Below are 26,538 nucleotides of genomic sequence, written 5' to 3'. Positions count from 1 at the left end.
ATTATGAAAACATCCTTTGCTTTGTTTACTTTCCTGGTACCCCAAGTCCTGATGGCAAGCTCACTGCTGCCCAATCAGTCCGATTACTATTACAAGCTTGGAGGAACGTCGAATCTGTACGTGCCACCAGTCAACAACGACCAAACCATCACCATCGGTGGCAACGTCGACAGTCGTCTCGGTTTTACCTGTAGCGGTTTTAATCCGGTCGTATCGATTACCAACAGCTTTCAGGATATGAAATCATCCGCCATGAACATACCCGGTGGCATCATCGATAATCTGAAAGGCTCGGTCGCAGGTTTTCCCATGTACAAACTGCAACAGTCCATGCCGGCACTGTACAACGTCCTGCAAAATACGGCAGCTGGCGCTCAAAACGAATTCAGCGTGAAAGTACGCGATTGTCAGGACACCAAGAAGAAGATGGAGGAAGGACAGTCACCGGTTGAAGGCATTTTATCTGTTTCTGACAGCCAGGGCTGGCTCGATGCGGCCAAACGTGCCAAAACCGAAAACGTCGACGTCACTCAAACCGCCAAAAACATCGCCCAAAAACGGGATGAGTACGGCCTGCCATGGATAGGCCGCGAAAGTGGAAACGCCGGGGGTAAATATCAAAGACCGATTAAAGTCATCAATGATGTGGTCATTGCCGGTTATAACATTCTCTTGAATCGAACCCCACTCAACAACGACAAAAAAGCTGACGGTAACACGCCCATGACACAAAACTGGAAAACCCCAACCGAGGCTGCCAATTGGGCAGTGAAGGTGCTGGGCGATATCCACGTCAGTGCCAGCGACAGCAAAGCCGACCCCGGTAAACACGAAGCCAAGGCAGGCATTGGTTTGTCAGCACTGCTACAAAGTTGCGACAGCAGCAACACCTGCACCTCCAATGTATCCAAAGCCCTGTGGCAACTGGTCGATAAAAAATGGCCGTTGACAGAGGAAAAACTCAATCTGGTCAGCGCCTCAAACCTGAAAATAACCGATGAAATCATCATCACCATTCAACGCATGCCGCGCGAGGAGCAAATCCTCACCGTGTCCAAACTGGCCGAGGAAATCGCCGTTCAAAACATGCTCGACAAAGCCATGATGATGCGCCGTATCCTGCAAGCAGGCCTTCAGGTTCAGGAAGTACAAAACCTGAAACCGGCACTCGACATGGTGCGCTTCGCCCTGAAAAAACTCGATGATGACATTCATTCGCTCGCCTTTGAAAACGACGTACGCAAGAAAATGATGACTGAAACCTTAGGACTATTAATGGACATGCGTGCCAACGAAATAGCCAAAGGTCTGCCGGGTGATGATCACGAACAATCAAACGTGAAAAACGGTGCTGTTTACTTCAAATCTGATGCCAAAGGAGGCTGATATGGTTGTTTTTAGCCCTTTATCCTTGTACACCACCTATTTAGGCTGGCAGCAATACGAGGTTTTATTTAATGCTCTGTGGCAAACAGGGCTGTTGTATCTCGGCTTTCTCATGGTGGGTTATCGGTTCCTGAAAAACGTACTGGCACCAGCTGGCTCAACTCATCATGCGGCCGAGCATGCGCTGAATAACTTCCTCTATGAGCTTGCAATAACATTCCTCATTTGTGGCATCTTTGTCTATCCCTGCGTGCCTTTGGAGGAAAAAGCACTGAGCTTTAAACCCATGTGCGGGATTAAAAAAGGATCGGATGCCAAAACGTCAACCCTGAAGGATACCGGTACGACCTATGACGAAGCCTTCGCGGATGTGCTGACCAACAATGTGAAAATGCCTATTGGCTTCGCCATCTTGCAAAATTATATGTCGGGTCTGACCTATGGCTTGATGAAAGTCACAGGCTGCACCGATAGCTTGCAAGCCATCCAGGGCGATTTGGTTTCAACCTATTTGCCGACCGAAGTGCGCGAACAGGCCTTGAATTTTCATCGTCAATGTTTTCTGGAGGCGAGAAACAGTTTCAGCACCGATTCGCACGATAAGGCTAAAGTGGATGCGATGTTGAAGCGCTTTGGTGGAGAGGAAGATCTCAAATGGATGGGATCCAAGGTCTTTCAAACCCTGTACTACGGCAAAATTCACGCCCGCCAACCGGTGCCAGGATTTACCTTCCATGAAGCACCTAATCAAAACCTCGAAAAGGCAGCAGAGCGTGGCGACATCGATGTCAAACATTTACCCGAGCAAGGCTATCCAGATTGCAACCAATGGTGGGGAAAATTGCGTAATGATCTGGTAGACGTTGCCAACAAGGGCAAGCTGTTTGACAGCCATCTCAATTACTTTGCGGTGCTTGAGCGTGTTCGTGAATTTAAAAGCAAACATCCTAAAGCCTGGGGTTCGGAAATCAGCTCAGAAGACTACATCGCCAAAATGCTGCTCAACGACAGTCGGGATATGCAAGCCAACAGTGTCAATAACCTTATGAGTAACGCAAATGGCAATCTGAGCGGCTCTTTGTCTCACGGCCTTATAAATGCTGGTCAATGGGCAAAATCGATAACGTCGACGCCACTGAAACGTGAAGCAATCATGCAAACTTTACCTGTCATGCAGGCATTTCTTTATTTTTTCCTCATCGTGATTACCCCGGTCATTTTAGGCTTGAGCGGTTATAACCCCAAAGCCCTGGGCAGTCTTTGCGGTATGTACATCATGACACTATTTTTGCCCTATCTTTGGCATTTGGTGGGATTTGTCGAACGCAGTGTTTTGGATCCTTTGGGGGAGAACGATGCCGTTTCCGCCATGCGTAATTGTGCTGTTCTTTTCTATTTTATTGCCCCTGCTCTGTTGCTAAGGCTTTCCAGCCATTTTGGCGGTGAAGCAGGAATGGCACTGGCAGGCTTTGTTGCACAACAATCAGAACAGAGCCGATCAGTTGCAGACTCAGGCGCTACCGTTGCGAAAACGGCGGTAAAACTGGGGAGAATGGTATGAACCTGACTGAATCAATCACGCCCATGGACGGAGCGCATGTATTCCTGATCGCTGATTGCACCATCCTGATGCAATTCATGGGCATGAATTGCGGTGTATCGCGGTCTGCGTTTTTCGGAAGCAAAGGACAGCAAAACATCCAAAAACACAAAACCCATCTTCAGCGCGACGCGAACGATGTTGAGCATGACAGTAAACCAATTCCCTTTATTCATTTTCATTGGAGAGTTTCCCATGCAAAATAATTTTGTGCGCACAGCTATTATAATCATGATTCAGATTATCGTGCCAGTATTGCTACTCCTGACGCTGATACCGCCCCTGCTGTCACATTCCAGTCAGCTTCATAGAATTCAGCAGTTTTTTGAAACACATCAATCTGGTTTTCTCTTTATCCATGGACTGTTTTATCTGATTTTATTTTTGCTATGGCCCCGGATAGTTAAGCAGATGGCAAACCAGCAGCTTGACGATCGTCAAATAAAAATAGCCCTTTCAGCTCGCTGGTATCTCGTAACGTCGTTAATTCTCTTTGAAATACTGACGTTGTGGAGATGAATATGAAACATTACCCGGTAGAAAATCTCCTGCGAGAAGCCACTGAACTGTATACCAGTGTGACTTGTTTGGTACTGGCAGCTCTGGCAATCAATAAAGCGCATTTGTTTTTACTTACTCAGAATATGGGTTATTACGCTGGATTAAGCCTGGGAATACTCGGTACCTATCGAGGATTGCAGGCACTGCGAGTCAAACGATTTCATCGTCGTTTGATCACCATGCCATGGTATGCCTTGTCTACAGTTCAAATCCCTGTTTCCAAAAACTGGTTGTTTATTGGTCGCGGATTCCGCTGGTTTCCACACCATACCCAGCGTTTACACCAAATCAAGGAAGTTAAAAACGAAACGTTCATGCAACGAGGACGCTTGTATCGTACCGTTCATGACTACTGCCAAAATAATGAAAGCGCCCCTCTGACCAGGCTTTTGTGTAGTCCTTTTCGACTAAACCCATTTAGACCAGATCCACCGGTTGGCGGCAGCCCATATCTGCACGGACTGGGTGAACGAGATGTTCCGGTCTACATCCCTCAAGGTATTCGTGTTGGCCATACCTTTGTCGTAGGCACTACCCGGGTGGGTAAAACACGCCTTGCAAGTATTCTCATCAATCAGGATATTCGCAATGGCGACGCTGTCATTGTGGTAGATCCCAAAGGCGATCTGGAGCTGGTTCGCGACATGTACTCCGCTTGTAATGCTGCAGGCCGACTTTCAGATTTTCGTGTCGTACACTTGGGATTTCCAGAGCTGTCCGCACATTACAATCCATTAAAAAATTTCGACCAGGTCAGCGAGGTTGCAACACGAATCACCGATGCCATAGCTGCAGAAGGCGAAGGAAAGCAATTCGCTGCCTTCGCATGGAAGTACATCAATATTGTCGCCATTTGTCTCGAAGAAATGATGCAGCCCATTACCTATAAATCGATCGCGTTTTTTATAAGCCGTTTGGATCAATTGCTGATGGCTTATGCAGATACCATCATGCCGGCACATCATCCTGACTATCAAAAATACATTAATCGAATCCTCGCTGACAACGATTGCAAAGTGGACAAATTTGGCAATTCTCCTCCGCCGATGGACAGAAGTAAGGCTGTGGTCAAATATCTGAAAGACCATATCAGCAAGACAATTACTTCCGGTAACGTTGAGAGTTTGCATGATCAAATACTGATCGATCTTTTCGACGCTGCGATCATGGATAAAAGCTACTACGACAAAATCACGGCTAGCGTAGGTCCGGTACTATCCGAAATCAACAAAAGCAACGCCGCCAGCATTTTCTCTTTTCATCAAAGCGCTTGCGAAATCGAGCTAATGGAATCTATCAAAACCAAAAAAGTCATTTACATCGGACTGGACAGCCTCACCAACCCAAACATCGCGCAAGCCGTGGGTAAAGCCTTTCTATCAGATCTGGTATCTACCGCCGGAAAAATATACAAGGAAAGCAACGCTAACTACCGTCTGAATTTGCACTGCGATGAGCTGTCCGAAATCATTCAAGACTCCTTCGTCAAAATTCTCAACAAAGCCGGCGGCGCCGGCTTTCAAGTAACCGCCTATGCCCAGACAAAACAGGACATGGAGGTTGCTTTAGGCTCCCGCGCCAAGGCCGAAGTGACAGAGGGCAATCTCAATACGCTGATTATGCTCCGGGTCAAAAACGAAGAAACCGCCAATTTACTGGTAAAAGTATTGCCGCAAGTTGGCGTAATCAGCAACACCCAGGTTTCAATGGTAAACGACACCCCACACGGAGAAGACGGCATTTACTTCAACACCACCAACGAAGACCGGGTACAAACCACCGCCGTTCCGATGATCGACGTCAACGACATCATCTCTCTACCCAAAGGCCAGGCCTTTGTTTTGGTCAACGGCGGCGAGCTCTACAAAGTCAGAATCCCCCTGCCACTAAATGATGGATTGGCACCGAAGGACATCAAAAGCGTAATTCGAAACATCAATCTACTTAGCCCTTTGGAGTGAAAACATCATGAAAATTTGCGTTGAACTGAACCTTAGAACCCGCGAAGTAGCAAAACTGTTTGAGCGGAGGATTAAAGGAGACAGGCTATTTATTGAGGCGATTTTACATAAAATCGACAAGGTTATTGGCCATTGCCGGAATCAGAACGTTGGCGCCTTGGCAAAATATCAATTAATGGAGCGGTGCGTGGCGGATCTTACAGCCCATTTCACAGCGGAATATGAGAAGTTCTCAAAATTGCTGGCAAAAAGAAGCAATGACGAAAGTATAAAATATACTGTGCTTGGTCAATTTCCACAAAAAATTGTGGTTACCAACCCTCTTGCAATGAGTCTTACTGAATTTTTCAGTGTTTATGATAAACTGATCAGTATAATAAAATGGTTGTATCAGATAGATTGTTTTGAAACAAATTCCGCTTATTTTGCGAATGTTCGGCGGTATCAAAAAATAGCTAACAAGGAGTTGAGCGGGCTTTTGTTGTTTTTTTTTACTGAAAAAGTATAGATATATAGCCAATCAGTGGTTAAGCTGTCTTGATTAACACACGCTGACGTTCAAACTTGTTTTGGCCGCTACTGAGTAATCGCGTCTCCAACACCAGTTGGTGAAACATTTGCCAACGTTCGTGATTTTGGTTATATTACTGCCCATGATTTAACTTGTTAGAAAACAACTGTTTTATCATCAGTCCTTTCTTAAAGAAGGACTACCTACAGATTTTCCACTTGATAGTAAAAGGCGGCAAGATGATGTTTTATTGAATATGGCTTTAGTATCACAAGAAATAATTGGGGATTTTCCAGTGCCTGGAAAAAATAATTTTAACAACAGCCCCCCCCTAAAACTACTAAATTGCCACAGCCAGCGTCTTAAGGATTTAGAGTCAACAAAGACTCATTGAGAATAAAAATGCAAAAATCAGATACATTACATAAGCCTCAATATAAAGCATTAACATTTTTATCAATGATCTATATAACCCTAATACTCGCCGCAGATGTTTTAATATATAAATTAGCGCATGTGGGCTCACTCACTTTGACAGTAGGCTCTTTAGTCACACCGTTCTGGTTTGTGATGACAGATATTATAGCCGAAGTATATGGTTATCAAATAGCTAGAAGATTAATATGGTCCGGAATAGCCTGCGGTTTTTTATTCACAATGATTTGCGTAACGCTTATTCAATTTCCCTCACCTGAAACGTGGCCGTATCAACCAGCTTATGATCAGGTTTTAGGGAAACTGGTGCGTGTATTTATTGGTAGTCTTGCGGGTGTAATCATAGGAGCATTTGCTAATACTTACTTAATTACAAAGTGGAAAATATTGGTTCATGGGAAGTATTTTTGGTTAAGAACTATTGGTTCAAGTGCAATAGGTCAATTAGCGTTTACAATAATCACGCTTACCTATGATTTATTTGGTGTGTTACCACTCCATCAAATAGCCCAATTAATTTTCATTTCGTTTACTATTAAATTAATTTTGACAGCATTATTTGCCATTCCTTCATCTATTTTTGTTTATTACCTAAAAAAATTAGAAAACATTGATATTTATGATTACAAAACTAATTTCAATCCTTTTAAGCTGGAGTTAAAAACGGGCAGCAGGCTTCCATCTGTCGAATAATATATCAAAAACCTGTTTTGCCATACCCGAAAATCCACCGCACAAGCAATATTCGATGATATTGACTATATATTGATCGCCAATCATTTTTAGATATATTTTATGTGTTATTGATTTTGAGGTACCACCTCATAAAAACACTTGTTTATATAAATAATATTTGACAAGCATAGAATGATTGTGACAAATTACACGCCCAGTTGGCTCGGTTTTTTTATCTTACAAAATATGGAGTAAAGCTATGCATAATAATAATCCCAAAAGATATAGATCTAAATTTAACCCAGCAGGTTCAACTTACATTTCCAATTAATACTTAACCATTTTGCAGACCATTGCATAGTTTACATACGTGGTACAAGGTCGATGTCATTTCAAAAAAAAATACTTGGTTTTTATCTGATTACATCTCTTGGATTATCAATAATCGGTCTTGCAACATTTTTAAACATAGGGACCATTTTTCATAGTATCAGTTATTTAGGAATTGCACTTAGTTTGAGAACACTCTCATCTTGCATCTTGGGATACAAAGCCAATTATTTAATACAAAAAATAAATATACATAATTCATTTATTTTATCGTTTATATTGGGAGGTATTGCAATATTTAGTATTTATCTTGGATTTTACTATCATAATTTTATAATTCTTTTACTGGGCGTGATATTAATTGGTTTACCTACAACATTAACCGTCATTCTCTTAACTATCACTTTGAGAATATCATCTGAAAGTGGAGATATATTTCGAAAATATTCTGGAAGTAGAGAACTAATCTTTGGTTTTTCTCGACTTCTGGCATGTTTATTAGCACCTGTCCTTTTACTTAAAATGGGGATGAATAGACTCATTTTAATCAATTTAACAATCTATTTGATAGGGTTGAGTCTCTTTTTTGGCCTAGACCTAAAGCGATTTTCAAATGAAAAAATTTGCGATTCTCTTATAAAAATAAACCATCTTATATTAAAATCTAAAGATACTTGGATTTTTATTTGCCAAACAATAGCATCATTATCGTTGATTGCATTAATTCCATTGCTGGCATCTTCTGATCAAATCTCATTAACAAAGGAATTCCCACCTTTATTGCGACAATCGCTATGGTCTCTGGAAGCGATAACAATGATTCTCGGTAGTATCATTTATATCGTAGCAAGATGGTCTAGAAAAAGTGAAATAATTAAAGCCACATTAATGTTAAATAGCGTATTTCTCTTTTTAATTTTATATTTCAGACAACCTTTTATGATTGTTACCGTTGTCTTGCTAATCAGCATGACAATAATGCTTTCATTTTATATATTTAGGGATGATTATGTAATAACAGCAGGCAGTGATACCAGGCTGATAGAAGCCCATGCCGCATTTTCATCCGTGATGAAAGATTTAATTTGCACTATTTCACCCATAGTGCTTTCTTATGTGTTGATCAATTTCAGGCTTGATGTGGCAATTCTATCGATTTTAATAATTCAATTAGCTCTGTATCTCGGATATATATTACTGGCAAAAAACAAGGATAATCAATTACAGTCCGAAGTGACTTCCAATATTTGACAATTATAACTTATCAAGTTGTGCTTCAAATTGACTTATCTCATCGGCTTCGAGTTGACTTCGATACGTTGGATTTTTCAAAATACTTGTAATAATCTCTTTTGCTTTATCGATAGCTTTAATTTCTAAATAATACTCTATTAAATCTAGCCAAGGGCTAACTGCATCCTTATCAATTTTTGTAACTTCATATAATGAACTAACAGCCGCCTCATTATTTCCTAATAATTGCAAAGACTTCGCATAGTAGTAGGTGTGCATGCCAACTGCTGGTGGCCCTAATTCAGCTGCTCGTGCAAAATTAACGGAGGCTTCGTTGATACAATTTTGCTCTAAAAAGAAAAAGCCTAGTTCTCCATAACCAGTGGAGTCATAAGGATCTAACTTTATTATTTCTGTTAAATTGGATTTTGCCGCTTCGAAATGGTTAAATTGCCTATTCCATTTAAACTGCGATTGCAAGCAAGTATATAAGTTTTCTTTTGCTATCAATTCATCGCAACTATTACTTACATTTATATTTCTGGCAACAAATTCCGCCTGATCTAAAAATTGGCTCCTTAAATTAGTATCGAATTCTTCTACCATTGCTAAACCGCGATAAGCTACTGATTTACGAATTAACGTCCCAAAATCATTTTCCAGATCATTCTTTAATAAATCAATCAGTTTTTCACAACATATTTTTAGACATTCCTCATAAGACAATTTAAAGCGAAATCGATATGCTGCAACGATCACATAATTTAGTACTAATACCTGAACTCTTTTGCTTAAATTCGTGCCAGATAAAACTGCATTTGCGAGATTATTTAAATATCCATTTAAAGTTTCATCAGACTCAGCGATTCTAAAGTAAGCATTTAACCTTATTAATTCAAACTCAATAAAATCGCTTGGATTCATAAGTGACTGTATGTGATTTGTATCTAATGCATATATCTCACTGAATAAACCATATCTTAATAAGATATTGAGCCAGTTCAAAAAAAATCTTTGCTTGGATTTATTCTCATTAAGTAAATTAAAAGCATTATGCATACTTTCCACCAGCATATTTCGATGGGTGATTAAAAGTTCAGCAGCAGTATTTTCTTCGAGCAACAATAGCTCATCAAACAATTCTTTTTTCGGTACTCTTTGAGGAAGAATAATTTGTCTGTCAATATCAGAGTTCCCCCCAAATAGTTCAGCATAAAAAGTTGAATTTAGAGTTAGTTGACTATGTTTGATGCCTAAATATCCAGCCGTTATATTGGGATATCGAAATTTTATCATATTATAATTCATCTCTTATTTTATTGCTGTAATGATAGAATAGTATCCAAATGTTTTTTCCATCTGCGGATCTTTGAAACCAATGGTTTTTAATAAATCAAATAATTCATTTTTTGTGAATTGCTGTGATTTGTGATTTACAAACATTAATAAGTCAAAGCATGCGGTAGTTAATGGCGATATTTTATCATCATTTAATAACATTTCGTGTATATAAATTTTTGCCCCTACTGGCATTGAATTATAAGCATTCTTGAGAATTTCCTTACAGTGCTCTATAGGCCAATCGTGAAGGATTTGACTTAATAGCACCCCGTCAAAGCCAATAGGCCAGTGTTCTAAATTGAAAAAATTTCCGGGATGAATGACTATTTTATCTAATAAATCAACTTCTGCTATATATTTTTTAGTTTCACTACAAACAGCAGGAAGTTCAAAAACTGTGGCTGCACATTCAGGATACTCTTGAATAAATGCGATGCTAAAACATCCTGAACCACCACCAACATCCAAGAGTCTTTTTATGGATTTAAACAAACCACATTTTATTGCTCCTATAGATGGTGCAAAAATTGTAGCGTGCATTTTCTTTGTAAAGTTACTCGCTGCTTCAGGTGTGATTGAACCTTCTTTCCACATATCCGTGATTGCTTTTCCATCAAACAGCAATTGGTTTGATCCTGCGCGTATTGCTCCAATAATTTTTTTATATTCTTCACGATTGCGTTGAGCTTCTAATATCGCCCCCCAGTAAAATGGGCTTTCTGGAAGGAGATAAGTTTTTGAGGTTGGGGTTAGGTGAAATGTATTATTACTTTGATAAAGCAAGCCAAAACACACTAATGGCTTAACTATAATTTCTATCGACCGACTGTTTAGCTGTAGTGTCTGGGCTAATTCTGTTAGACTTCGGCTCTTATTGCTTAAGTTTACAAATAAGGCTAACTCATCAGCAACAGCTAGAGCAGATAGATGATATATCGACATCCATATATCCCACATAAAATTATCTTTGACATCAGGAAGGTTTATTTTTTTCATATCTTCTCTAATTTTTTTAAATTCAGGCACTGGTTTGTAGATTGAAATGGATTACATTTACATGCAAATTTCAATCTCATATATTATTTCTTTTATTTTCTCGTTTAGCTAATAACAATAATGCCCTTTCCTTTAGAATCGATTCAGCACCTTGTGTAAACTTAATATCATAAATATCTTTGATATCGATCTTTGAAAGTAATTTTTCATCATTAGCAAGTTCTTCGGCGGTTTTCATAAATTGAGTGCCTATCTTTAGATCTTCTATCGTAAAAAGATATTGTTGTAGCTTTTTATCGTAACGCTTTCCTGAAATTTTATATAAAGGTTCAACCTCAGATAATTTTAAAAATTCAAACAACTTTCCTTCGCCAGCTCTTCGTATCATCTCTGCATGGAACTTACTGAAATCATTAAGATCATAATTTTTTTGGAGTATGTCAGCTGCTGATAACTGTAATAAAACATTTTTATGAGAAATTTGTATGTTAAAGACTGTTTCACCAGGAATTGGAGATAAGGTTAAAATATCAACAATTTTAAAAGGTTTCATATGAAAATGATTCAGCAATGCTTTGTATTCATGCATTAATTTATTAATTATTGACATCAAAAAATTTTCACGAAGATTAACTTTATTGGAAGAAATGGGTTTATTACTCATAAGTATTTCCATCAATTAGCTCAAGAGGTCGTTTTCTTAACAGTTTTTTATATTCGACAACTACCCCTAGGATTTTATGTTCAGAAGTAAATATTGCGATATTATATTTTTGTGTCACAGGTTTTAAATACATTTGGCCCTCATCAAAAAGCACCTGTTTGAGCGTAGGTATTTTTTGCCCATCTTTGTGGATAATAATAAAATCACGATGTTCTACTTCAAGTTTCGGATCTACAAGCAAAGCTGTATCTTTTGAAAGACTCTCCCAATCATCTTCATCAACAATAAGTGCATAAGCATCTTTGCTGTAATCAAACTCTGTGGTGATAGTTGGACGAACTTTGCTGTCATTGAGAGGCCAAGTAATTGCTTCTTCCCAAGATATTACAGAAATATGGTGCAAAGTATTTGGGTTGATTTTATATGACCCAGATATTCGAGACTCTGGAAAGGGTTCATCACCCACAAGTTGGCTGATTGATAGGGAAAAATATTTAGCCAAAGGTGTAAGTGTAGAAAGCGTTGGGTTCGGGTCATTATTATTGCGAATTTTTTTTATGGTACTTGCAGGCAGCCCGATTCTCCTTGAAAGCTCCTCAGCATTTAGACGGGCTTCTTTCATTAGTAAATCTAAATTCGTCTTTAACTTTTCGGACATGAAAATTTGTAAGCCTTCGTTGTATTTTTAGCATTTTATAGTTTATTGCATAAATTGTCTACTAAGGATTGATAAATAAAGGTCGTTTTATTTTAAAAAACTATTGAAACGATATTATAATATCGTTATTATGCGATCCGGTAGTTAAGTGTCAATTGCCAGATACTACTGAGACAATTAACTATTTCTATCTCTTCTTATAGCTAAGGAAAAAAAATGAAGGATTTAAAACCTATATATATTGTGGGGAATAGACTGAAGAACTTTGCATGCTTTGACAATGTATATACTTTTGACGAATTTAAACAGTTTTACATTGACGTAGTCTCTGCAGAAACAAAAAGTATTGTTTATGAGGTAAGAGTAGGTCAGGGACTTAGTGATAGATGTATAAATAAAGTTATACAACTTTTAAATAGACCTGAAGCCAAAAATATATTTTTAATAAATTCATTCTTAATGAATTTATCCAGAGGAAGCAAATTAGAAACACATAAACACTTTGATAAAAATATAATGATCACAAGTCCATTATTGGATAACGACAAATATATCAGCTATTTGCACTTAGATGACGCCGCTGCTGAGATGAGTGATCACATTACAGGTCAGCACATACAAGGCATGGTTTTAATTGAATCAGCGAGACAGATGATTAATGCCGTAGCTGAAAAATTTCTAATTCCATCACATATTTCCAGTTTAAAAGGTTTTGTTTTAAATAGAATTGAATCAAATTTTAAACAATATGTTTTTCCTGTTGAAGTGAAATTATGTTTAGAAATACTAAATATAAAAAATGGTTTAAATGGTGATTTTAAAGCTGATGCTAAGCTAAAAGTTTATCAAAACAATATAGAGATGTGTTGTATTGAAATTTCATTTAGCGTTGTAGATAAAAAAATTCTTTCTGCAATCGAGCACAGCATGGCAGAAAAATCAATTTATCTAAACAGAGAGTGTTGTTCCAAAAATACGAGCGACGCTCTTTATGTAGCATAAAATTTGAATTTAAAAAATGGTAGGTTTAATTATGAATGGTAATAACAAATTAGCAACAAAATGGTTTTTAGTCTTTGTAGCTTTATTTGATTTTATGGGACTAGGTATTGTAGTAACAATCTTTCCACACTTAATGCTTAGCAAATCATCATCATTTTTGTCCACTTCCTGGTCATATAATGAACGTCTAGGGTTGCTTGGATTGTTTTTATCAGTATACCCATTGGGACAATTTTTTGGCGCAGCAATTCTTGGTAAGTTATCTGATATTTATGGACGAAGAAATATACTTTTTTCGACAGTTTTAGGAACTACGTTAGCCTTTATCGCAAGTGCGTTCTCTATATATATTGGCTCGGCAACTTTGTTGTTTTTGAGCAGAATAACTGCCGGGGTTTTTGCTGGAAATATAGCAATCGTACAAGCAAGTATGTCTGATATTAGTACGAAAGAAACAAAAACAAAAAATATAACTTTAATACAGGTATCTTTGGGTCTTGCTTGGGTTATCGGTCCACCATTAGGTGGCTGGTTGACTGAAATATCTATAGTTGGCTTTTCTGGATTCATGACACCATTTATATTGATGTCTTTAATTCTGGGTCTACTGTCAATATATACATTTTTTGGTTTTCAGGAAACTCTAAATGTTAAAAGCAACGATAAAGTATATATATTATCTGGTGTTAAACAAATTGTAGAAGCGTTTACTAATAAAAGAATGCGTGTTCCTTTTATAATGTGGACTGTATTTGTCGCTGGCTGGTGGTTATTTGAAGCATTTCTTCCAGCTTATCTATTGAAAGTTTTCAACTTTACACCGGGTCAAATAGGCAAGTTTTTGGCATCAATGGGTGCAACATATGCCTTTTTCCAGTTTTTAATAGTTCGTCCAGCCAGCAAATGGTTGAAGCCTGAGGTCATGGTTAAATACTCATTAATTATTTCAGGCCTGTCTGTTATTAGCATTTATTTTGCTCAAAACATAATAATGCTTCACGTTACAATTTCCTTATTTGTAGGCTCAATGGCATTTGCACTACCAGGCCTGATCAGCAGTATCTCTAATCTGGTTGATGAAAACGAACAAGGAAAAATTATGGGTACAATTAGCTCCATACAAGCAATGTCAACTGTCTTTGTAATGAGTTTGGGAGGACTAGTAGATAGTTTCGGTATCACTTCAACAGTAGTTGGAGGAGGTGTTTTATTATTAATTAGTTGGGCACTCTTTATTATTAGATTTCAATCACCAGCAGATAGTGATCCAATACATTGTAATCAAAAGGAATTAACTAATGAATGCTAACCAACAAGTACTTATCGCTGGAGCAGGGCCTGTCGGACTATTATTAGCTTGTAACTTAATGAAAGCTGGAATTAATGTGACGTTGATTGACAAAAACAAACAATGCTCAACCCAATCAAAAGCTTTAACACTTAACGCTGCGTCATTAAAGATACTGCGTTCTATAGGAATAGATAAAGAATTTTTAGCAAAAGGAAAAATCGTTAAAGATATTACAGTTTACTGGAATAATAAAAGGCTGATGCATATTGATTATCGGCATTTGCCATCAATTTATAAGTGCATTTTAAGTTTACCACAACCAGATACTGAATTTTTGTTATGCAAATATCTGGAAGAATTAGGTGGTTCTGTTTTAAGAGAAACAGAGCTTGTAAATGCTATAAATAATAAGTCATCAGTATCTGTTGAATTATCTAATGGCACTAAAAGTGAATTTGCTTATGTTGTTGGTTGTGACGGTGGCTCAAGCACAGTACGAAAGTTAGCTGGCCAAACATTTGAAGGTCATAATTACGGAATAGAATTTTTACTAATTGATGCAAAAATACAATGGGATGGCTTTATAAATGAAGTTCATTATTTTGTTAAAAAAAATGGATTTATAATCATTATTCCACTTGAAAATGGTTGCCATAGAATTGTTATAAAAGAAGATAGAAATTATAGCAAAGAAAAACTTCATATCAGATCCCAAAAAGAGTACCAGGAATTATTGGATACCTATGGGCCAGGGGATATTATTATTAAACAAATAGACTGGAGGTCAAGCGCTCCCTTTTATAACCGCATTACAAATAGTTTCCAGAACAACAGATTATTTTTAGCCGGCGACTCATGTCATTTATTTAGTCCTATAGGTGGGATGGGAATGAATACAGGTTTTCAAGATGCGTTCAACTTAGGTTGGAAATTAGCCGGAGTCATAAATAAGAAGTTAAACAGAACTATTCTCGGCACATATCATACTGAACGTAATAAGATTGCCAATGAACTTTTGGTTAGTACCGATATTACCACCTGTTTAATAACAGGAACAGGTGGCGAAAAGACACACGGAAAAAATTGGCTTCCAATAATGAGCAACCGTAACAGGATGAGGAGCTTATTGCCAATGGATTTTTCAGGGCTTTCACAACAGTATGATAATAATCTTATAAATATTGGAAGCAATCACCTTATTGGCAGCCATGTTCCATATATTGAATTTAATAATAATGGAATAAAAACATCAAGTTATGATTTAGCAGATGGTGTAACTGGAGTTCTGCTTGTTTTTGGTGATAAAAAAAATACGTTAATGCAGCGCCTTAATCAATACCCTTTAAATATTTATTTCTTGGAGCAATCAGAATATCCAAAATTCAAAGACTACAGTCTTATTGTTAAATGGAATGATGCTGTATTCATTAGACCGGATGGCTATATAGGCTGGCAAGGCTCAGTTGCTGATCCTGATTCAATTAATAATTATTTAAAAGTATTATACATTCAATTTAATGGAGAAAACCGTGCGTAGTAAAATACAAAAAATTATAATAGATGCAGTTGAGGACCTTAATCAATATTTAGAGGACAAACTGCCAGCTAAAGATGCAGATGAGTGCCAACTCTATGGTCAAAGTTCATCGATGGATTCCATTTCATTAGTAACATTAATTGCAAGCGTAGAGCAAAAAATTGAAGATAAATTTGGCGTATCCATAATTCTCGCCAGTGAAAAAGCAATGTCTATGCGCAACAGTCCTTTCCTGTCTATTGGTAAGCTTACTGATTTTACTTTAAGGCTAGTGCAGGAGAACACTAATGACTAAACCGATAACATTAGTCACAGGATCTCGTAAAGGGATCGGGAAACATTTAGCAGAGCATTATATTAAAAATGGTCACATTGTTATTGGTTGTAGTCGTTCTCCTGTGGACTGGGAACTTGAAAACTATCATCATTTTATAGCAGATGTGACAAACGAAAATGAAGTAAAAGCACTATTTAAATTTATAAGAAATAAATTTAGCAGGCTAGATAATCTGATAAACAACGCAGGAATTGCATCGATGAATCATGTGATGTTAACACCGTTAAAAACAGTTTACGACATATTAAATACGAACGTTATTGGGACATTCTTATTTTGCAGAGAGGCAGCCAAGTTAATGTCAAGAAAAAAGTATGGACGGATTGTGAACTTTACTACTGTAGCAACACCATTGAAGTTAGAGGGTGAAGCTATTTACGCTGCATCAAAAGCAGCAATTTATTCACTTACTGAGGTTATGGCTAGAGAGTTTGCAGAATTGAACATAACCGTGAATGCTATTGGTCCAACGCCCATCGATACAGATCTTATTCGCTCAGTTGCAAAAGATAAAATGGATAAACTGATTTCCAGACAAGCGATTATACGTAAAGGTACCGTTGAAGATGTTTCAAACGTAACAGATTTTTTCTTGAAAAAATCTAGCGATTTTATAACTGGGCAAAATATTTATCTTGGTGGTGTATAGAATGAATATTAAAGAACTAATTGACAATATGTTAAAAGCCAAAAGCATGCCAGCACTGATACACAATAAAAATTGTTATAATTATTCATGGCTTTTAGGTGAGGTAAAGAAACAACAACAATATCTGTATGCTAAAGGTATAACTAAAGGAGATGTAATTTTTTTAGAAGCAGATTATTCACCAAAATCCATAGTAATATTTTTAGCACTAATAACAATTAATGTAATTATTGTACCACTGACTAAAATAAAAATTTCAAAATACGATGAGTATAAAAATGATATCCAACCTGATTATGAAATAAAAATAGATGAAAATGATGTTCCTAATATAATAAAAACCAACCTGCGCTCAACCAATTCTCTGATTAACACAATTAGAAAAAGGAATAATCCGGGATTGATTATTATGTCCTCAGGGACAACTGGAAAAAGTAAAGCGATTGTTCATGACTTTATTCCTTTACTGGAAAACATTAAGCCCGCTTTAAGACCAGTACGCGTAATCTCCTTTCTACTCTTTGACCATATAGGTGGGATTAATACTATTTTAAATGCTTTTGCCAGTGGTAATTGTTTGATTATTCCTAAAGAAAGAACGCCTATGTGTGTTGCTGAACACATAGATGAATTTGATGTGAATGTATTGATTACCTCGCCGTCATTTTTAACTCTTATGCATTTAAATGGAATTTTTGATAAATATAAATTTAATAATTTAAGCCAGATTAATTATGGTAGTGAAGTAATGGCGGAGTCTCTGCTTAAAAAGTTAATTACTAAATTACCTAATACTAAGCTTAATCAAGCATATGGATTATCTGAACTTGGAGTAATAAAGACGCGGTCTATTAATAATAGCTCTACTTTAATTAAAATTGTTGACGATAACGTTCAATACCGAGTCAGGGACTCGAAACTTGAGATCAAGTCAAAATCATCAATGCTTGGTTATATTAATATGCCAAGCCCGTTCACATCAGATGGTTGGTTTATGACAGGGGATATGGTCAGCACTGATGAAGATGGTATGCGAATACTGGGCCGAGAATCAGATATTATAAATGTGGGTGGCGAGAAGGTTTATCCTTCAGAAGTCGAAGATGTTCTGCTTGAACTTTCTGACGTTGATGATGTTGTTGTGATCGCTGAAGAGAACCCTATCCTTGGTAACATAGTTGTTGCGAATATAAAGCTTAAAGAAAATGTTGATGAAGTTATATTTAAAAAAACTGCCAAAGGATTATGCCTTAAAAAACTAGCGAGGTACCAATTACCACACAAATACTGTTTTGTGAAATCAATTGAATATGGCGCTAGATATAAGAAACAAAGAAAAGCTATTTTTAAGGGGGTAAAATGAATAAGTTATTATTATTAAATGATCTATCTAAATTACTGATGTTAAATACTTGCGATTTACATGATGGGTATGACCTTGATGCAGATGGTAACTGGGATTCTTTATGCGTTGTTTCTACCGTTGGTGCTATCAGTATACATTATCAAGTAGCTGTCACAGGAGTAGAAATTATGGGATGCAAAAAATTGGTTGATATATTCAACCTTATACAAAAGAAGCTAGGACATAAATCATGAATGTTGTTTTAGAAGGATTAAAAATATCAGCCATTGCTGCAGTCATTCCCCAAGATCTACTTAAGATAGAAGACTTATACGATAAGTTTGGTCAAAATAATGTTGATAGAATATCTGCTAGTACAGGAATAGAATCAATAGGCATTGTTAAACGAGAAACGAATACATCAGAACTCTGTATTCAAGCGGCAAAAAAAATATTTTCATCATCCATCAAATCAGACAATATCGACGCAGTTGTTTTTGTATCACAAACTCCTGATTATGTTATGCCATCAACAGCATGCATCATACAAAACAAACTTAATCTTAAAAATGATATTGTAGCGTTTGATATAAATTATGGATGCTCAGGCTACATATATGGCTTGTATCAAGCCGCACTTTTAATATCATCAACCAGCTGTAGGAAAGTATTGCTTTGTGCTGGCGATACAATTTCCCGTTATATTGATCCTGATGATCATAAAGTAAGGATGCTTTTAGGGGATGCCGGAACTGCAACAATTATAGAAGAAGGTAATGATAGCTGGGCATTTGATATTCATACTGATGGCAGTGGATTTGATAAATTAATTATACCTAAAAATTCTGATTATACTGATGGAAATATTAATATGGATGGAGTGGCAGTGATGGAGTTTGCACTGCGTGTTGTACCTTCTTCAATTGATTCCGTTCTTAATATGAAATCTTGGAAAAAGGAAAAAATAAATAATTATTTTCTGCATCAACCAAATGAATTCATGCTTAAATATCTGCAAAAAAAAATGAAATTAAGCGAGCCGCAAGTACCTATAGCTGTTAAAAATTATGGCAATACAGGCCCAGCATCAATTCCATTAACAATATGTCACTATTATTCGAATTCAAATAAAAACTTAGGTGATTCAATACTTTCTGGCTTTGGGGTTGGATTATCTTGGGGATCAATTGCTTTAAACTTGAGTAATACTACTGTTTATAAACCATTTGCATATGAATTATAATGGGATTTAGAATGAGTTATAGCGTATTTTTTGACTTAGATGACACCATATTAAACTGCAAAAGCTTATGCGAGGTTCTAAAATATTACTATATTGAAACTTCACCTGATTTTCTAGCTGGCGAACAAGCTTACAAAAAATTTTTTGAACGTTTGAAATACTATGAGCTACAAACGAAATCCAGTCGAGCACAAATGAATAGATATTTTTACCAACAGTTTTCTTCTTTTAATGTATGCCAAATGCAACAAGTTAGTGTGGAATGGTTTTATAAAAACAGAAAGCACATAATTAATAAAAAGGTACACTCTGAAATGATCAAGCATCAAAGTAATGGTGCTAATATTGTAATCGTTACTGGCTCATTTGAGGATTGTGTTAGAACTATCGCTGACTTCTTTGAGATTCCCGATATCATTTGTAGTAAACTTGAGGTGGAAAACGGTTGCTATACAGGAAATATTACTGGTGATCCAGTTATCGGTAAAGGCAAACAAAGAGGTATTATTAATTATTCTGAATTACATCGACTTGATTTATCTGGGAGTTATGCATACGGTGATCATATCAGTGACATTCATATGTTATCACTTGTTGATAATCCAGTTGTTGTAGGTACCTCCAAATTACTGTTTCAAATCGCCGAGCAATTAGCATGGGAGCGAATATTGCCGGATTAGTAGCGACTACTGAGCCGGAAGATTAATGCCATAAAATCTTACATAATTACGAGTTATACACACTCGGCAACTAACTTATCTTTTCATCGGCGTCTGCGTCACTGAGGTTTTACCGCAGTGACGCAGACGAATGTATGCAAATTTTTCACATATAATCAATACATTAACACTGTTTGTTCAAGCGCGTCTCACGCGCTTGAACAAAAAATATCAATAAACTCTCTTGTCTGATACAGCCCTCTTTGCTACGCTGCACCAAAGCATAACTGATGAGCCTGTGCGATTCAGGTGAAACCAAACGGTCTTATGCGAAAGTCATCATCATTCCCTAATCTCATGGCGGAACGTTAGTCGGGAACTTCACCTCACCTGATTTATTTTAGGATCCTCTGCGGTACTTGCAGTACAACTCCCTCTCGGGATTTGAACCACACAATACACGTTTGTATTGACCTTCAATGCTCATTTATTTCGTCTGAAATTTGAGTCCCTTCAATCAATAAATACAAGGAGAAAACAATATAAGGAAAATGCAAGGTATTTTGAAGTTTAACTACTGATTTGCCCCTGAACTGAGCCTTGTGGCTTTATGCCAAGCATCACTTTTTAGTGAGCTGCTCTACCAACACTAAACTAAAAATCTGGGCAAATAGTGTTTCATGAGTTTAAAAATGAGAAAAAGTCAGTTACGCCAACAAGCCGATTGCTTCCTTAAATTGGATAATCGCGGATCTCATCGTGATAAATTATTCCGTCATTTTGTTATTCATAACATGATTGACTCGCTTTTCTCGATAGGCGATATCCCGCCAAAATGGCATGCGCTGACCAAAGATCACATTCATCACCTGGTTGCTCACTGGCACCGAAAAAAAATCAAGACTGCCACCATTATGAAATACATGACTGTAATACGATATTTCTTGCAAAGCATTGAGCACATCTTACCGGAAATTGACAACAAAAATCTGGGTCTGTCACGAAAAAATACATTACAAATTAATCGTAAAATAATGCTCGATGATTTGCAAAAAATATCTGACCCTATTGCCCGAACCCTGATCTGCCTCCAGGCTCAATTTGGCTTGACATTCAGCGAGGCTATACACCTCATACCCGAAATTCATATTCAAGAAAATGCGATTTGGCTAACTCGGGAAATTACATCAAACAGTCAGGATCGGATTGTACCGTTTCGAACGGATTTTCAGAAAACTATAATCAGGGATCTTTCTTCATTAACAAACAGTACCAAAAATTTGATATATGCATTCGGATACGATACTGTTCGTCACGCTTATAAATATGCGTTAAAAACAGAAAAACTATCCGTAAAAAAATGCTACCGTTACCTATACGCCCGCATGCTTCACGCGCAGCTCTCCCCTACCCTGAATCATTACCAATTGACGCTACTGATTATGCGCGAAATGGGCTTACGTTCCAGAACAACGTTATGGGGGTATTTGCGTGAGTAACTCGAAATTACGAAGTGCTAAATTTTCTATTAATGAGCTGATCAAATTATCGGCTCGGCAATCTTTCGCCAGTCAGGCGGACATGCGCCATATGTTGTATCGCTGCATCAAAGATCTACACGAATTAGGCTTTAAACTCAGCCATGTTAAAGGGTTAAAAGCCAAGCATATCTATGCTTTGGTGGAACACTGGAAACGCCAGGACAAAAACCCTGCGACAATTAAAAACTACATGTCCAAGCTCCGAAAAACGGCTATCTTGCTCGGCAATCCCAATCTGGTTAAACCATGCAATGATGATTATCAGATTGACAAAAGAACCTATATTCCGAGCCATAACAAGGCTATTCATAATCTGGATCTGACAAAATGTCAGGATCCGTATATTCGCCTCTCATTGGAGGGACAGGTGTTGTTTGGCCTGAGACGGGAAGAGTCTTTAAAATTTACGCTCAGTGAAGCGTGGCAAGGTAATACTCTGAAAATAATGCCCAGTTGGACAAAAGGTGGAATCGGTAGAACATTAACCATCATGAGTCAGGAGCAACGCCAGTGGCTGGAAAAAGTCTCTCGTCTGGTTGCAAGTGGCGAATCGCTAATCCCGAAAGAAAGGACATACAAACAACATCTGAGCCACTATCAGACCCAGACCAAGGCCATGGGAGTATGTAAACTACACGGTCTACGTCATGCCTACGCGCAACGCAGGTTTAAAGAACTAACCCTGTCCTTCGACCCTTACAGACAAGGCCTGGTCCCCCCCATTGCAGGTGGGAAAAAATACGCTGAAATGACTGCTATTGAAAAAGCAATGGACAGAAAGGCCCGACATATCATCAGTAGAGAGCTGGGACACTCCAGAATAGCGATTACCAAAATTTACTGTGGCTAATCTTGTTGAAGAGTAATTATAAATAACCGCATTGTGTTATAAAAAATATTTAAAACACGATTTGTTGTTTTTATTGAAAACAATAGTATAATACAAGCAACACAACTGACGAACCTGTGAAACTCAGGTGAAACCGCAAGGTCTTGTGAATAGCCATCATCATTCCCCAATCTTATGGCAGAACGTTAGTCGGGAATTCTGGTTTACCAATACCAACCATCCCTCAAGATGGAACCTCATTAAAACACCATGTTTTAAACCTGTTTGACATCATTTACTGACATATCTTGTTTGTGAAACCTGTGCAGCAACAACGTTCTTTAAAAATCAGGCGATTCAACCAGGTTTGTGGTGAAAAAGCATGTTCAATGCTGGAGAAACCGCCAGTATTGGGCGTTTATCTGGCTTTTTTCAAGGAGAAATACCCCATGCGGATACAGTGTGATAGTTTGAAATATGCTAGACTACTGGAAAAGAAAGGTGTTAAATCAAGCGAAGCGGATGGTTTTATGTCAACGCTGACCAAGATTGAAATCCTTAATATCTATAGTAAACATGAGGTCAATGGCATGTTAAGTGAAGCGGTTGAAAAAGTGTTTTCCAAGCAAGATGAAAAACTTGCTGAACAAAAACGCGAGTTCGATGCCCGAATGAAAGATATCTCGAAATATCATGAGCAACAGCTTCGTGATAATAAAGTCGAGCTATTGGCATCCCGGCGCTGGATGGTGGGTACGGTGATAACCGTTGGGTTCTCATTGGCTGCCTATTTGTCTGCGCTACTGCACTTCAATCACTAAACAAGACTATTTCATTTAATCAACCCACCTCGGGGAATTACTTTCCCCGTCCGGGTCGGTATTTCCCAGCTTTCAGGAGAACATACCATGCAACAAACACCCTCTGTTATCTTAAGAAAAGAACAAGCTCTTTTTGACCTGCTCTGCTGTGTGAACGAACTTCGTCAAATGAGAAGTGAATTATCCTCGCAGGATTGTGACCAAATCGATCAGGAAATAGAAAAGCTTCGCTTCACCTTCAAACAAATCTGATCTACCAAAACGTTATTTAACGACCAAACTACTCATCCGCACAACAGGAAAACAACTGCTCTGTGCGGCTATTTTCCTGTTGTGCGGATTTTTTTAACTTACAACTGGAGAACAAAATGACTGCAACGTTAAACAAAGTTTCGCTGATCGGCCACATTAGTGCGGAGCCAAAATCAATCACCACAAAAGGAGGCAACCTCTTCGCCACCGTTTCACTGGCTACCAACGAATCCCTTAAACGCAATGGTGAATGGGAGTCAGTCGTAGAATGGCATCAGCTTATATTTTTTGGATCCATGGTCAAAATAACAGAACATCTGCGCAAAGGGAGTCAGGTTTATATTGAGGGCAGAATTCGCTCGAATAACTGGACCGACAATGCCGGAAACACACAACGCTCAACCAGCATCGTTGTTACCAATGTTCAATTATTAGGCCATGCCAAAGCCAAAGAAGAAGCCACTAAAGAACCGGTATCCATGAGCGCTGAAACGCAGCTTGCACAAATGCGCGAAATATTGGAAACCAGCTCCGAAGAAACGCCTTTCTAAACACCACAATAACCCCAACGGGAGATTAATGCTCCCACCGGGGTTATTGATCTCCTGTAATTCAAGGAGACAAGAATGGATACCCCAAAAATCTACGTAGCGTGCCTGGCAGCATACAACAATGGCATTTTACACGGAGCATGGATAGACGCAGCACAGGATATTGATGAGATTAATGCCGACATTCAAAAGATGTTGGCGGATAGTCCCATTGAAAATGCAGAGGAATATGCGATCCATGATTATGAAGGTTTTGGTGGATTGAGCTTGAGCGAATATGAAGGCATTGAACAAGTCGTCAAAATCGCTGAGTTCATCACGGAACATGGAGAGCTGGGAGCAGCTCTTCTTGGTGATTACAGCATTGAGGATGCGGAAAAGATTCTAGAGGAACATTATCATGGAGTATATGATAGTGAGGTTGAATTCGCTGAACACATTTTTGAAGAATGCTATAACAACGCAATACCGGATAATTTATTGTTTTATTTCGATTACGAGGCATTTGCTCGTGATTTGTTTATAAACGATTATTTTTCAGTGGAGGTGGATGGTTATACACATGTGTTTTCTAACTACTAAGCCCCTTTTGGGGCTTTTTTATTATTAACGTCAATTAACTTGACATAATAAACACGTAATGATTAAATAAAAACACGATTCGTTTTATTTAATCAAGGAATTAAGTTATGTCTTCTTCAACTACTCAAGGCATCTCTAATGTGGGTTACACACATTCTACCAAAACACTCAACATCCTTGGAGCAGCTCAACTACTTGGTGCTCACAAAGAAACGATTCGACGCATGGCAGTATCAGGCGCACTTCCCAGTGTAAAAATTGGTCGCGGATGGCGTTTTATTGAACAAGATCTTGTGTTGTATATGCGTTCCAGGTATTCTGACCGTGTTACATCGCAAGGCGCTGTTACCAGGAGTGAGAAACAATGGCGCTTTACAAAAGAAACACGATTTGGTGGGTCAGCTTCACCCATAATGGACAAAGAGTACAACGAAGCACTGGGACTGCCAACAAGGTAGCCGCTCAGGAATATCACGATAAGTTTAAAGCCGAGCTTTGGAGTGTAACCAAACTTGAAAATAAACCCGTCTATTCCTGGCGCGATGCAGTTCTCCGCTGGTTAAATGAAAATCAAGCCAAGCGTAGTCTGGAAACCGACAAAGTGCATTTACGGTGGTTAGACAAACATCTGCGTAATTATCAGCTTCATGAGATTAATCGTGACCTTCTTGAGGAAGTTGCGCTTAAAAAGGAAGCTGAAGGTGTCAGTCAAACGACAGTAAACCGGGTTCTTGAAGTAGTAAGAGCTATCTTGAGTAGAGCATACCGTGAGTGGGAATGGCTTGATAAAGTTCCTGCTGTGCGTATGCGAAAAGTTGAAAAGAGCAGAATTCGCTGGTTAACGGTACCAGAAGCCAATCGCCTGTTAAACGAATTACCACCGCATCTGAAAGATATGGCGGCATTTTCTCTGGCGACTGGACTACGCGCATCAAACGTGACAGGCCTTCGCTGGCACGAGGTTGACATGCTGAAGCAGCATGCATGGATTCATCCAGATCAGGCAAAAACCAATAAAGCGATTTCTGTTCCATTGAATGACAATGCCATGGCCGTGCTTAAAGCTCGATCAGGCACTCATCCAGAGTTTGTTTTTACCTATAAAGACAAATCTATTCAACAATGCAATACAAAAGCCTGGACCAAAGCGTTAGATCGTGCGGGAATTAAAAATTTTCGCTGGCATGATTTAAGGCATACATGGGCGAGTTGGCATGTTCAGAATGGCACCAGTTTACAAGAGCTACAGCAGCTCGGTGGCTGGTCAAGTTTTGAAATGGTATTACGTTATGCGCATCTATCCGGTGACCATTTGCGACATGCTGCAAACAGGATTGGATCAATGGGTGTAACAGCTACATTTGGTGAACAGGCAAGAGTGTAGAAAAAAGTGTTACAAATTTGCTACACCTGCTTTTCTGAATCATCAAAAAAAAGCGTAAGTGCTTGATTATATGGTGCGCTCGGAGGGACTCGAACCCCCGACACCTTGGTTCGAAGCCAAGTACTCTATCCAGCTGAGCTACGAGCGCATTGGGGTGTGGTTTG

29 protein-coding genes and 1 tRNA gene are annotated in these 26,538 nt (G+C 38.2%); 24 read left to right on the top strand and 6 right to left on the bottom strand.

The genetic code is table 11. The annotated features are described in order from the left end of the window. Nucleotides 1-3 precede the first annotated feature (3 nt). Both ACQUTA_RS08570 and ACQUTA_RS08565 read left to right on the top strand, forming a co-directional pair. Nucleotides 4-1,386, top strand: coding sequence for an integrating conjugative element protein (locus tag ACQUTA_RS08570; RefSeq protein ID WP_444987823.1), 1,383 nt, complete (start codon nt 4-6; stop codon nt 1,384-1,386). Nucleotide 1,387: 1 nt separating this feature from the next. Continuing rightward, nucleotides 1,388-2,947 (top strand): conjugal transfer protein TraG N-terminal domain-containing protein, encoded by a 1,560-nt coding sequence (locus ACQUTA_RS08565; protein WP_444987822.1) that lies wholly within the window; start codon nt 1,388-1,390, stop codon nt 2,945-2,947. Between the two features lie 11 nt (nt 2,948-2,958). Here ACQUTA_RS08565 and ACQUTA_RS08560 read toward each other — a convergent pair whose 3' ends face one another. After that, entirely contained in the window at nt 2,959-3,168 is a 210-nt protein-coding gene (locus ACQUTA_RS08560; RefSeq protein ID WP_444987821.1) for a hypothetical protein, read from the bottom strand. 13 nt (nt 3,169-3,181) lie between these two features. Between ACQUTA_RS08560 and ACQUTA_RS08555 the strand changes: the two genes are divergently transcribed. The 5 genes from ACQUTA_RS08555 to ACQUTA_RS08535 all read left to right on the top strand — a co-directional run bounded on the left by ACQUTA_RS08555 (nt 3,182) and on the right by ACQUTA_RS08535 (nt 8,710). After that, nucleotides 3,182-3,505, top strand: coding sequence for a hypothetical protein (locus tag ACQUTA_RS08555; protein ID WP_444987820.1), 324 nt, complete (start codon nt 3,182-3,184; stop codon nt 3,503-3,505). A 2-nt stretch (nt 3,506-3,507) separates the two neighbouring features. Then, a complete protein-coding gene (gene traD / locus ACQUTA_RS08550; protein WP_444987819.1) occupies nt 3,508-5,508 on the top strand; it encodes a type IV conjugative transfer system coupling protein TraD in 2,001 nt (666 codons plus the stop codon). 7 nt (nt 5,509-5,515) lie between these two features. Beyond that, entirely contained in the window at nt 5,516-6,016 is a 501-nt protein-coding gene (locus ACQUTA_RS08545; protein WP_444987818.1) for an AcaB family transcriptional regulator, read from the top strand. A 405-nt stretch (nt 6,017-6,421) separates the two neighbouring features. Further along, the gene (locus ACQUTA_RS08540) at nt 6,422-7,147 is read left to right on the top strand and encodes a queuosine precursor transporter (protein ID WP_444987817.1); all 726 of its coding nucleotides are present in this window, start codon (nt 6,422-6,424) and stop codon (nt 7,145-7,147) included. A 366-nt stretch (nt 7,148-7,513) separates the two neighbouring features. Continuing rightward, nucleotides 7,514-8,710 (top strand): hypothetical protein, encoded by a 1,197-nt coding sequence (locus ACQUTA_RS08535; protein WP_444987816.1) that lies wholly within the window; start codon nt 7,514-7,516, stop codon nt 8,708-8,710. Between the two features lie 3 nt (nt 8,711-8,713). Here ACQUTA_RS08535 and ACQUTA_RS08530 read toward each other — a convergent pair whose 3' ends face one another. From ACQUTA_RS08530 to ACQUTA_RS08515, 4 genes are all read right to left on the bottom strand, one after another. Beyond that, complete coding sequence (locus tag ACQUTA_RS08530; RefSeq protein WP_444987815.1) at nt 8,714-9,988, bottom strand: tetratricopeptide repeat protein; 1,275 nt, start codon at nt 9,986-9,988, stop codon at nt 8,714-8,716. A 15-nt stretch (nt 9,989-10,003) separates the two neighbouring features. After that, a complete protein-coding gene (locus ACQUTA_RS08525) occupies nt 10,004-11,029 on the bottom strand; it encodes a methyltransferase (protein ID WP_444987814.1) in 1,026 nt (341 codons plus the stop codon). A gap of 76 nt (nt 11,030-11,105) precedes the next feature. Continuing rightward, nucleotides 11,106-11,693: a hypothetical protein gene (locus ACQUTA_RS08520; RefSeq protein ID WP_444987813.1), complete on the bottom strand. Its 588-nt coding sequence runs from the start codon at nt 11,691-11,693 to the stop codon at nt 11,106-11,108. Continuing rightward, nucleotides 11,686-12,351, bottom strand: coding sequence for a helix-turn-helix domain-containing protein (locus ACQUTA_RS08515; protein ID WP_444987812.1), 666 nt, complete (start codon nt 12,349-12,351; stop codon nt 11,686-11,688). The genes ACQUTA_RS08520 and ACQUTA_RS08515 overlap by 8 nt, the downstream gene beginning before the upstream one ends. Before the next feature lie 216 nt (nt 12,352-12,567). On the opposite strand from ACQUTA_RS08515, the gene ACQUTA_RS08510 reads away from it, so the two are divergent. From ACQUTA_RS08510 to ACQUTA_RS08430, 17 genes are all read left to right on the top strand, one after another. Beyond that, a complete protein-coding gene (locus ACQUTA_RS08510; RefSeq protein ID WP_444987811.1) occupies nt 12,568-13,353 on the top strand; it encodes an AfsA-related hotdog domain-containing protein in 786 nt (261 codons plus the stop codon). A gap of 31 nt (nt 13,354-13,384) precedes the next feature. Continuing rightward, entirely contained in the window at nt 13,385-14,662 is a 1,278-nt protein-coding gene (locus tag ACQUTA_RS08505; protein ID WP_444987810.1) for an MFS transporter, read from the top strand. Then, on the top strand, nt 14,652-16,181 hold the full coding sequence (locus ACQUTA_RS08500; protein ID WP_444987809.1) for an FAD-dependent monooxygenase: 1,530 nt from the start codon (nt 14,652-14,654) through the stop codon (nt 16,179-16,181). The genes ACQUTA_RS08505 and ACQUTA_RS08500 overlap by 11 nt, the downstream gene beginning before the upstream one ends. Then, entirely contained in the window at nt 16,174-16,476 is a 303-nt protein-coding gene (locus ACQUTA_RS08495) for a hypothetical protein (protein WP_444987808.1), read from the top strand. The genes ACQUTA_RS08500 and ACQUTA_RS08495 overlap by 8 nt, the downstream gene beginning before the upstream one ends. Then, a complete protein-coding gene (locus tag ACQUTA_RS08490) occupies nt 16,469-17,167 on the top strand; it encodes an SDR family NAD(P)-dependent oxidoreductase (RefSeq protein WP_444987807.1) in 699 nt (232 codons plus the stop codon). Before ACQUTA_RS08495 ends, ACQUTA_RS08490 begins: the two co-directional genes overlap by 8 nt. A gap of 1 nt (nt 17,168) precedes the next feature. After that, nucleotides 17,169-18,530, top strand: a complete 1,362-nt coding sequence (locus tag ACQUTA_RS08485) for an ANL family adenylate-forming protein (protein ID WP_444987806.1) — start codon at nt 17,169-17,171, stop codon at nt 18,528-18,530. Next, a complete protein-coding gene (locus ACQUTA_RS08480) occupies nt 18,527-18,766 on the top strand; it encodes a hypothetical protein (RefSeq protein ID WP_444987805.1) in 240 nt (79 codons plus the stop codon). The genes ACQUTA_RS08485 and ACQUTA_RS08480 overlap by 4 nt, the downstream gene beginning before the upstream one ends. Continuing rightward, nucleotides 18,763-19,755: a ketoacyl-ACP synthase III gene (locus ACQUTA_RS08475; RefSeq protein WP_444987804.1), complete on the top strand. Its 993-nt coding sequence runs from the start codon at nt 18,763-18,765 to the stop codon at nt 19,753-19,755. Before ACQUTA_RS08480 ends, ACQUTA_RS08475 begins: the two co-directional genes overlap by 4 nt. A gap of 11 nt (nt 19,756-19,766) precedes the next feature. After that, nucleotides 19,767-20,435, top strand: coding sequence for an HAD-IB family hydrolase (locus tag ACQUTA_RS08470; protein WP_444987803.1), 669 nt, complete (start codon nt 19,767-19,769; stop codon nt 20,433-20,435). Between the two features lie 671 nt (nt 20,436-21,106). Then, nucleotides 21,107-21,913, top strand: a complete 807-nt coding sequence (locus tag ACQUTA_RS08465; RefSeq protein WP_444987802.1) for a hypothetical protein — start codon at nt 21,107-21,109, stop codon at nt 21,911-21,913. Next, nucleotides 21,906-22,805 (top strand): phage integrase N-terminal domain-containing protein, encoded by a 900-nt coding sequence (locus ACQUTA_RS08460; RefSeq protein ID WP_444987801.1) that lies wholly within the window; start codon nt 21,906-21,908, stop codon nt 22,803-22,805. The genes ACQUTA_RS08465 and ACQUTA_RS08460 overlap by 8 nt, the downstream gene beginning before the upstream one ends. Nucleotides 22,806-23,092: 287 nt before the next feature. After that, on the top strand, nt 23,093-23,605 hold the full coding sequence (locus ACQUTA_RS08455; RefSeq protein WP_444987800.1) for a hypothetical protein: 513 nt from the start codon (nt 23,093-23,095) through the stop codon (nt 23,603-23,605). An 87-nt stretch (nt 23,606-23,692) separates the two neighbouring features. Next, nucleotides 23,693-23,857 (top strand): hypothetical protein, encoded by a 165-nt coding sequence (locus ACQUTA_RS08450; protein WP_444987799.1) that lies wholly within the window; start codon nt 23,693-23,695, stop codon nt 23,855-23,857. A 116-nt stretch (nt 23,858-23,973) separates the two neighbouring features. Next, nucleotides 23,974-24,408, top strand: a complete 435-nt coding sequence (locus tag ACQUTA_RS08445; protein WP_444987798.1) for a single-stranded DNA-binding protein — start codon at nt 23,974-23,976, stop codon at nt 24,406-24,408. A gap of 75 nt (nt 24,409-24,483) precedes the next feature. Then, nucleotides 24,484-24,990, top strand: coding sequence for an antirestriction protein ArdA (locus ACQUTA_RS08440; protein ID WP_444987797.1), 507 nt, complete (start codon nt 24,484-24,486; stop codon nt 24,988-24,990). A gap of 107 nt (nt 24,991-25,097) precedes the next feature. After that, nucleotides 25,098-25,448 carry a helix-turn-helix domain-containing protein gene (locus tag ACQUTA_RS08435; RefSeq protein ID WP_444987796.1) on the top strand — a complete coding sequence of 117 codons (351 nt, stop codon included), beginning with the start codon at nt 25,098-25,100 and terminating at the stop codon, nt 25,446-25,448. Continuing rightward, nucleotides 25,355-26,374, top strand: a complete 1,020-nt coding sequence (locus tag ACQUTA_RS08430; protein ID WP_444987795.1) for a tyrosine-type recombinase/integrase — start codon at nt 25,355-25,357, stop codon at nt 26,372-26,374. Before ACQUTA_RS08435 ends, ACQUTA_RS08430 begins: the two co-directional genes overlap by 94 nt. A 71-nt stretch (nt 26,375-26,445) precedes the next feature. Here the strand turns inward: ACQUTA_RS08430 and ACQUTA_RS08425 are convergent. Beyond that, nucleotides 26,446-26,522, bottom strand: a tRNA-Arg gene (locus ACQUTA_RS08425). Nucleotides 26,523-26,538 lie beyond the last annotated feature (16 nt).

The organism is Legionella navarrensis (assembly GCF_052527415.1).
This window is presented reverse-complemented; position numbering and strand designations above follow the sequence as displayed.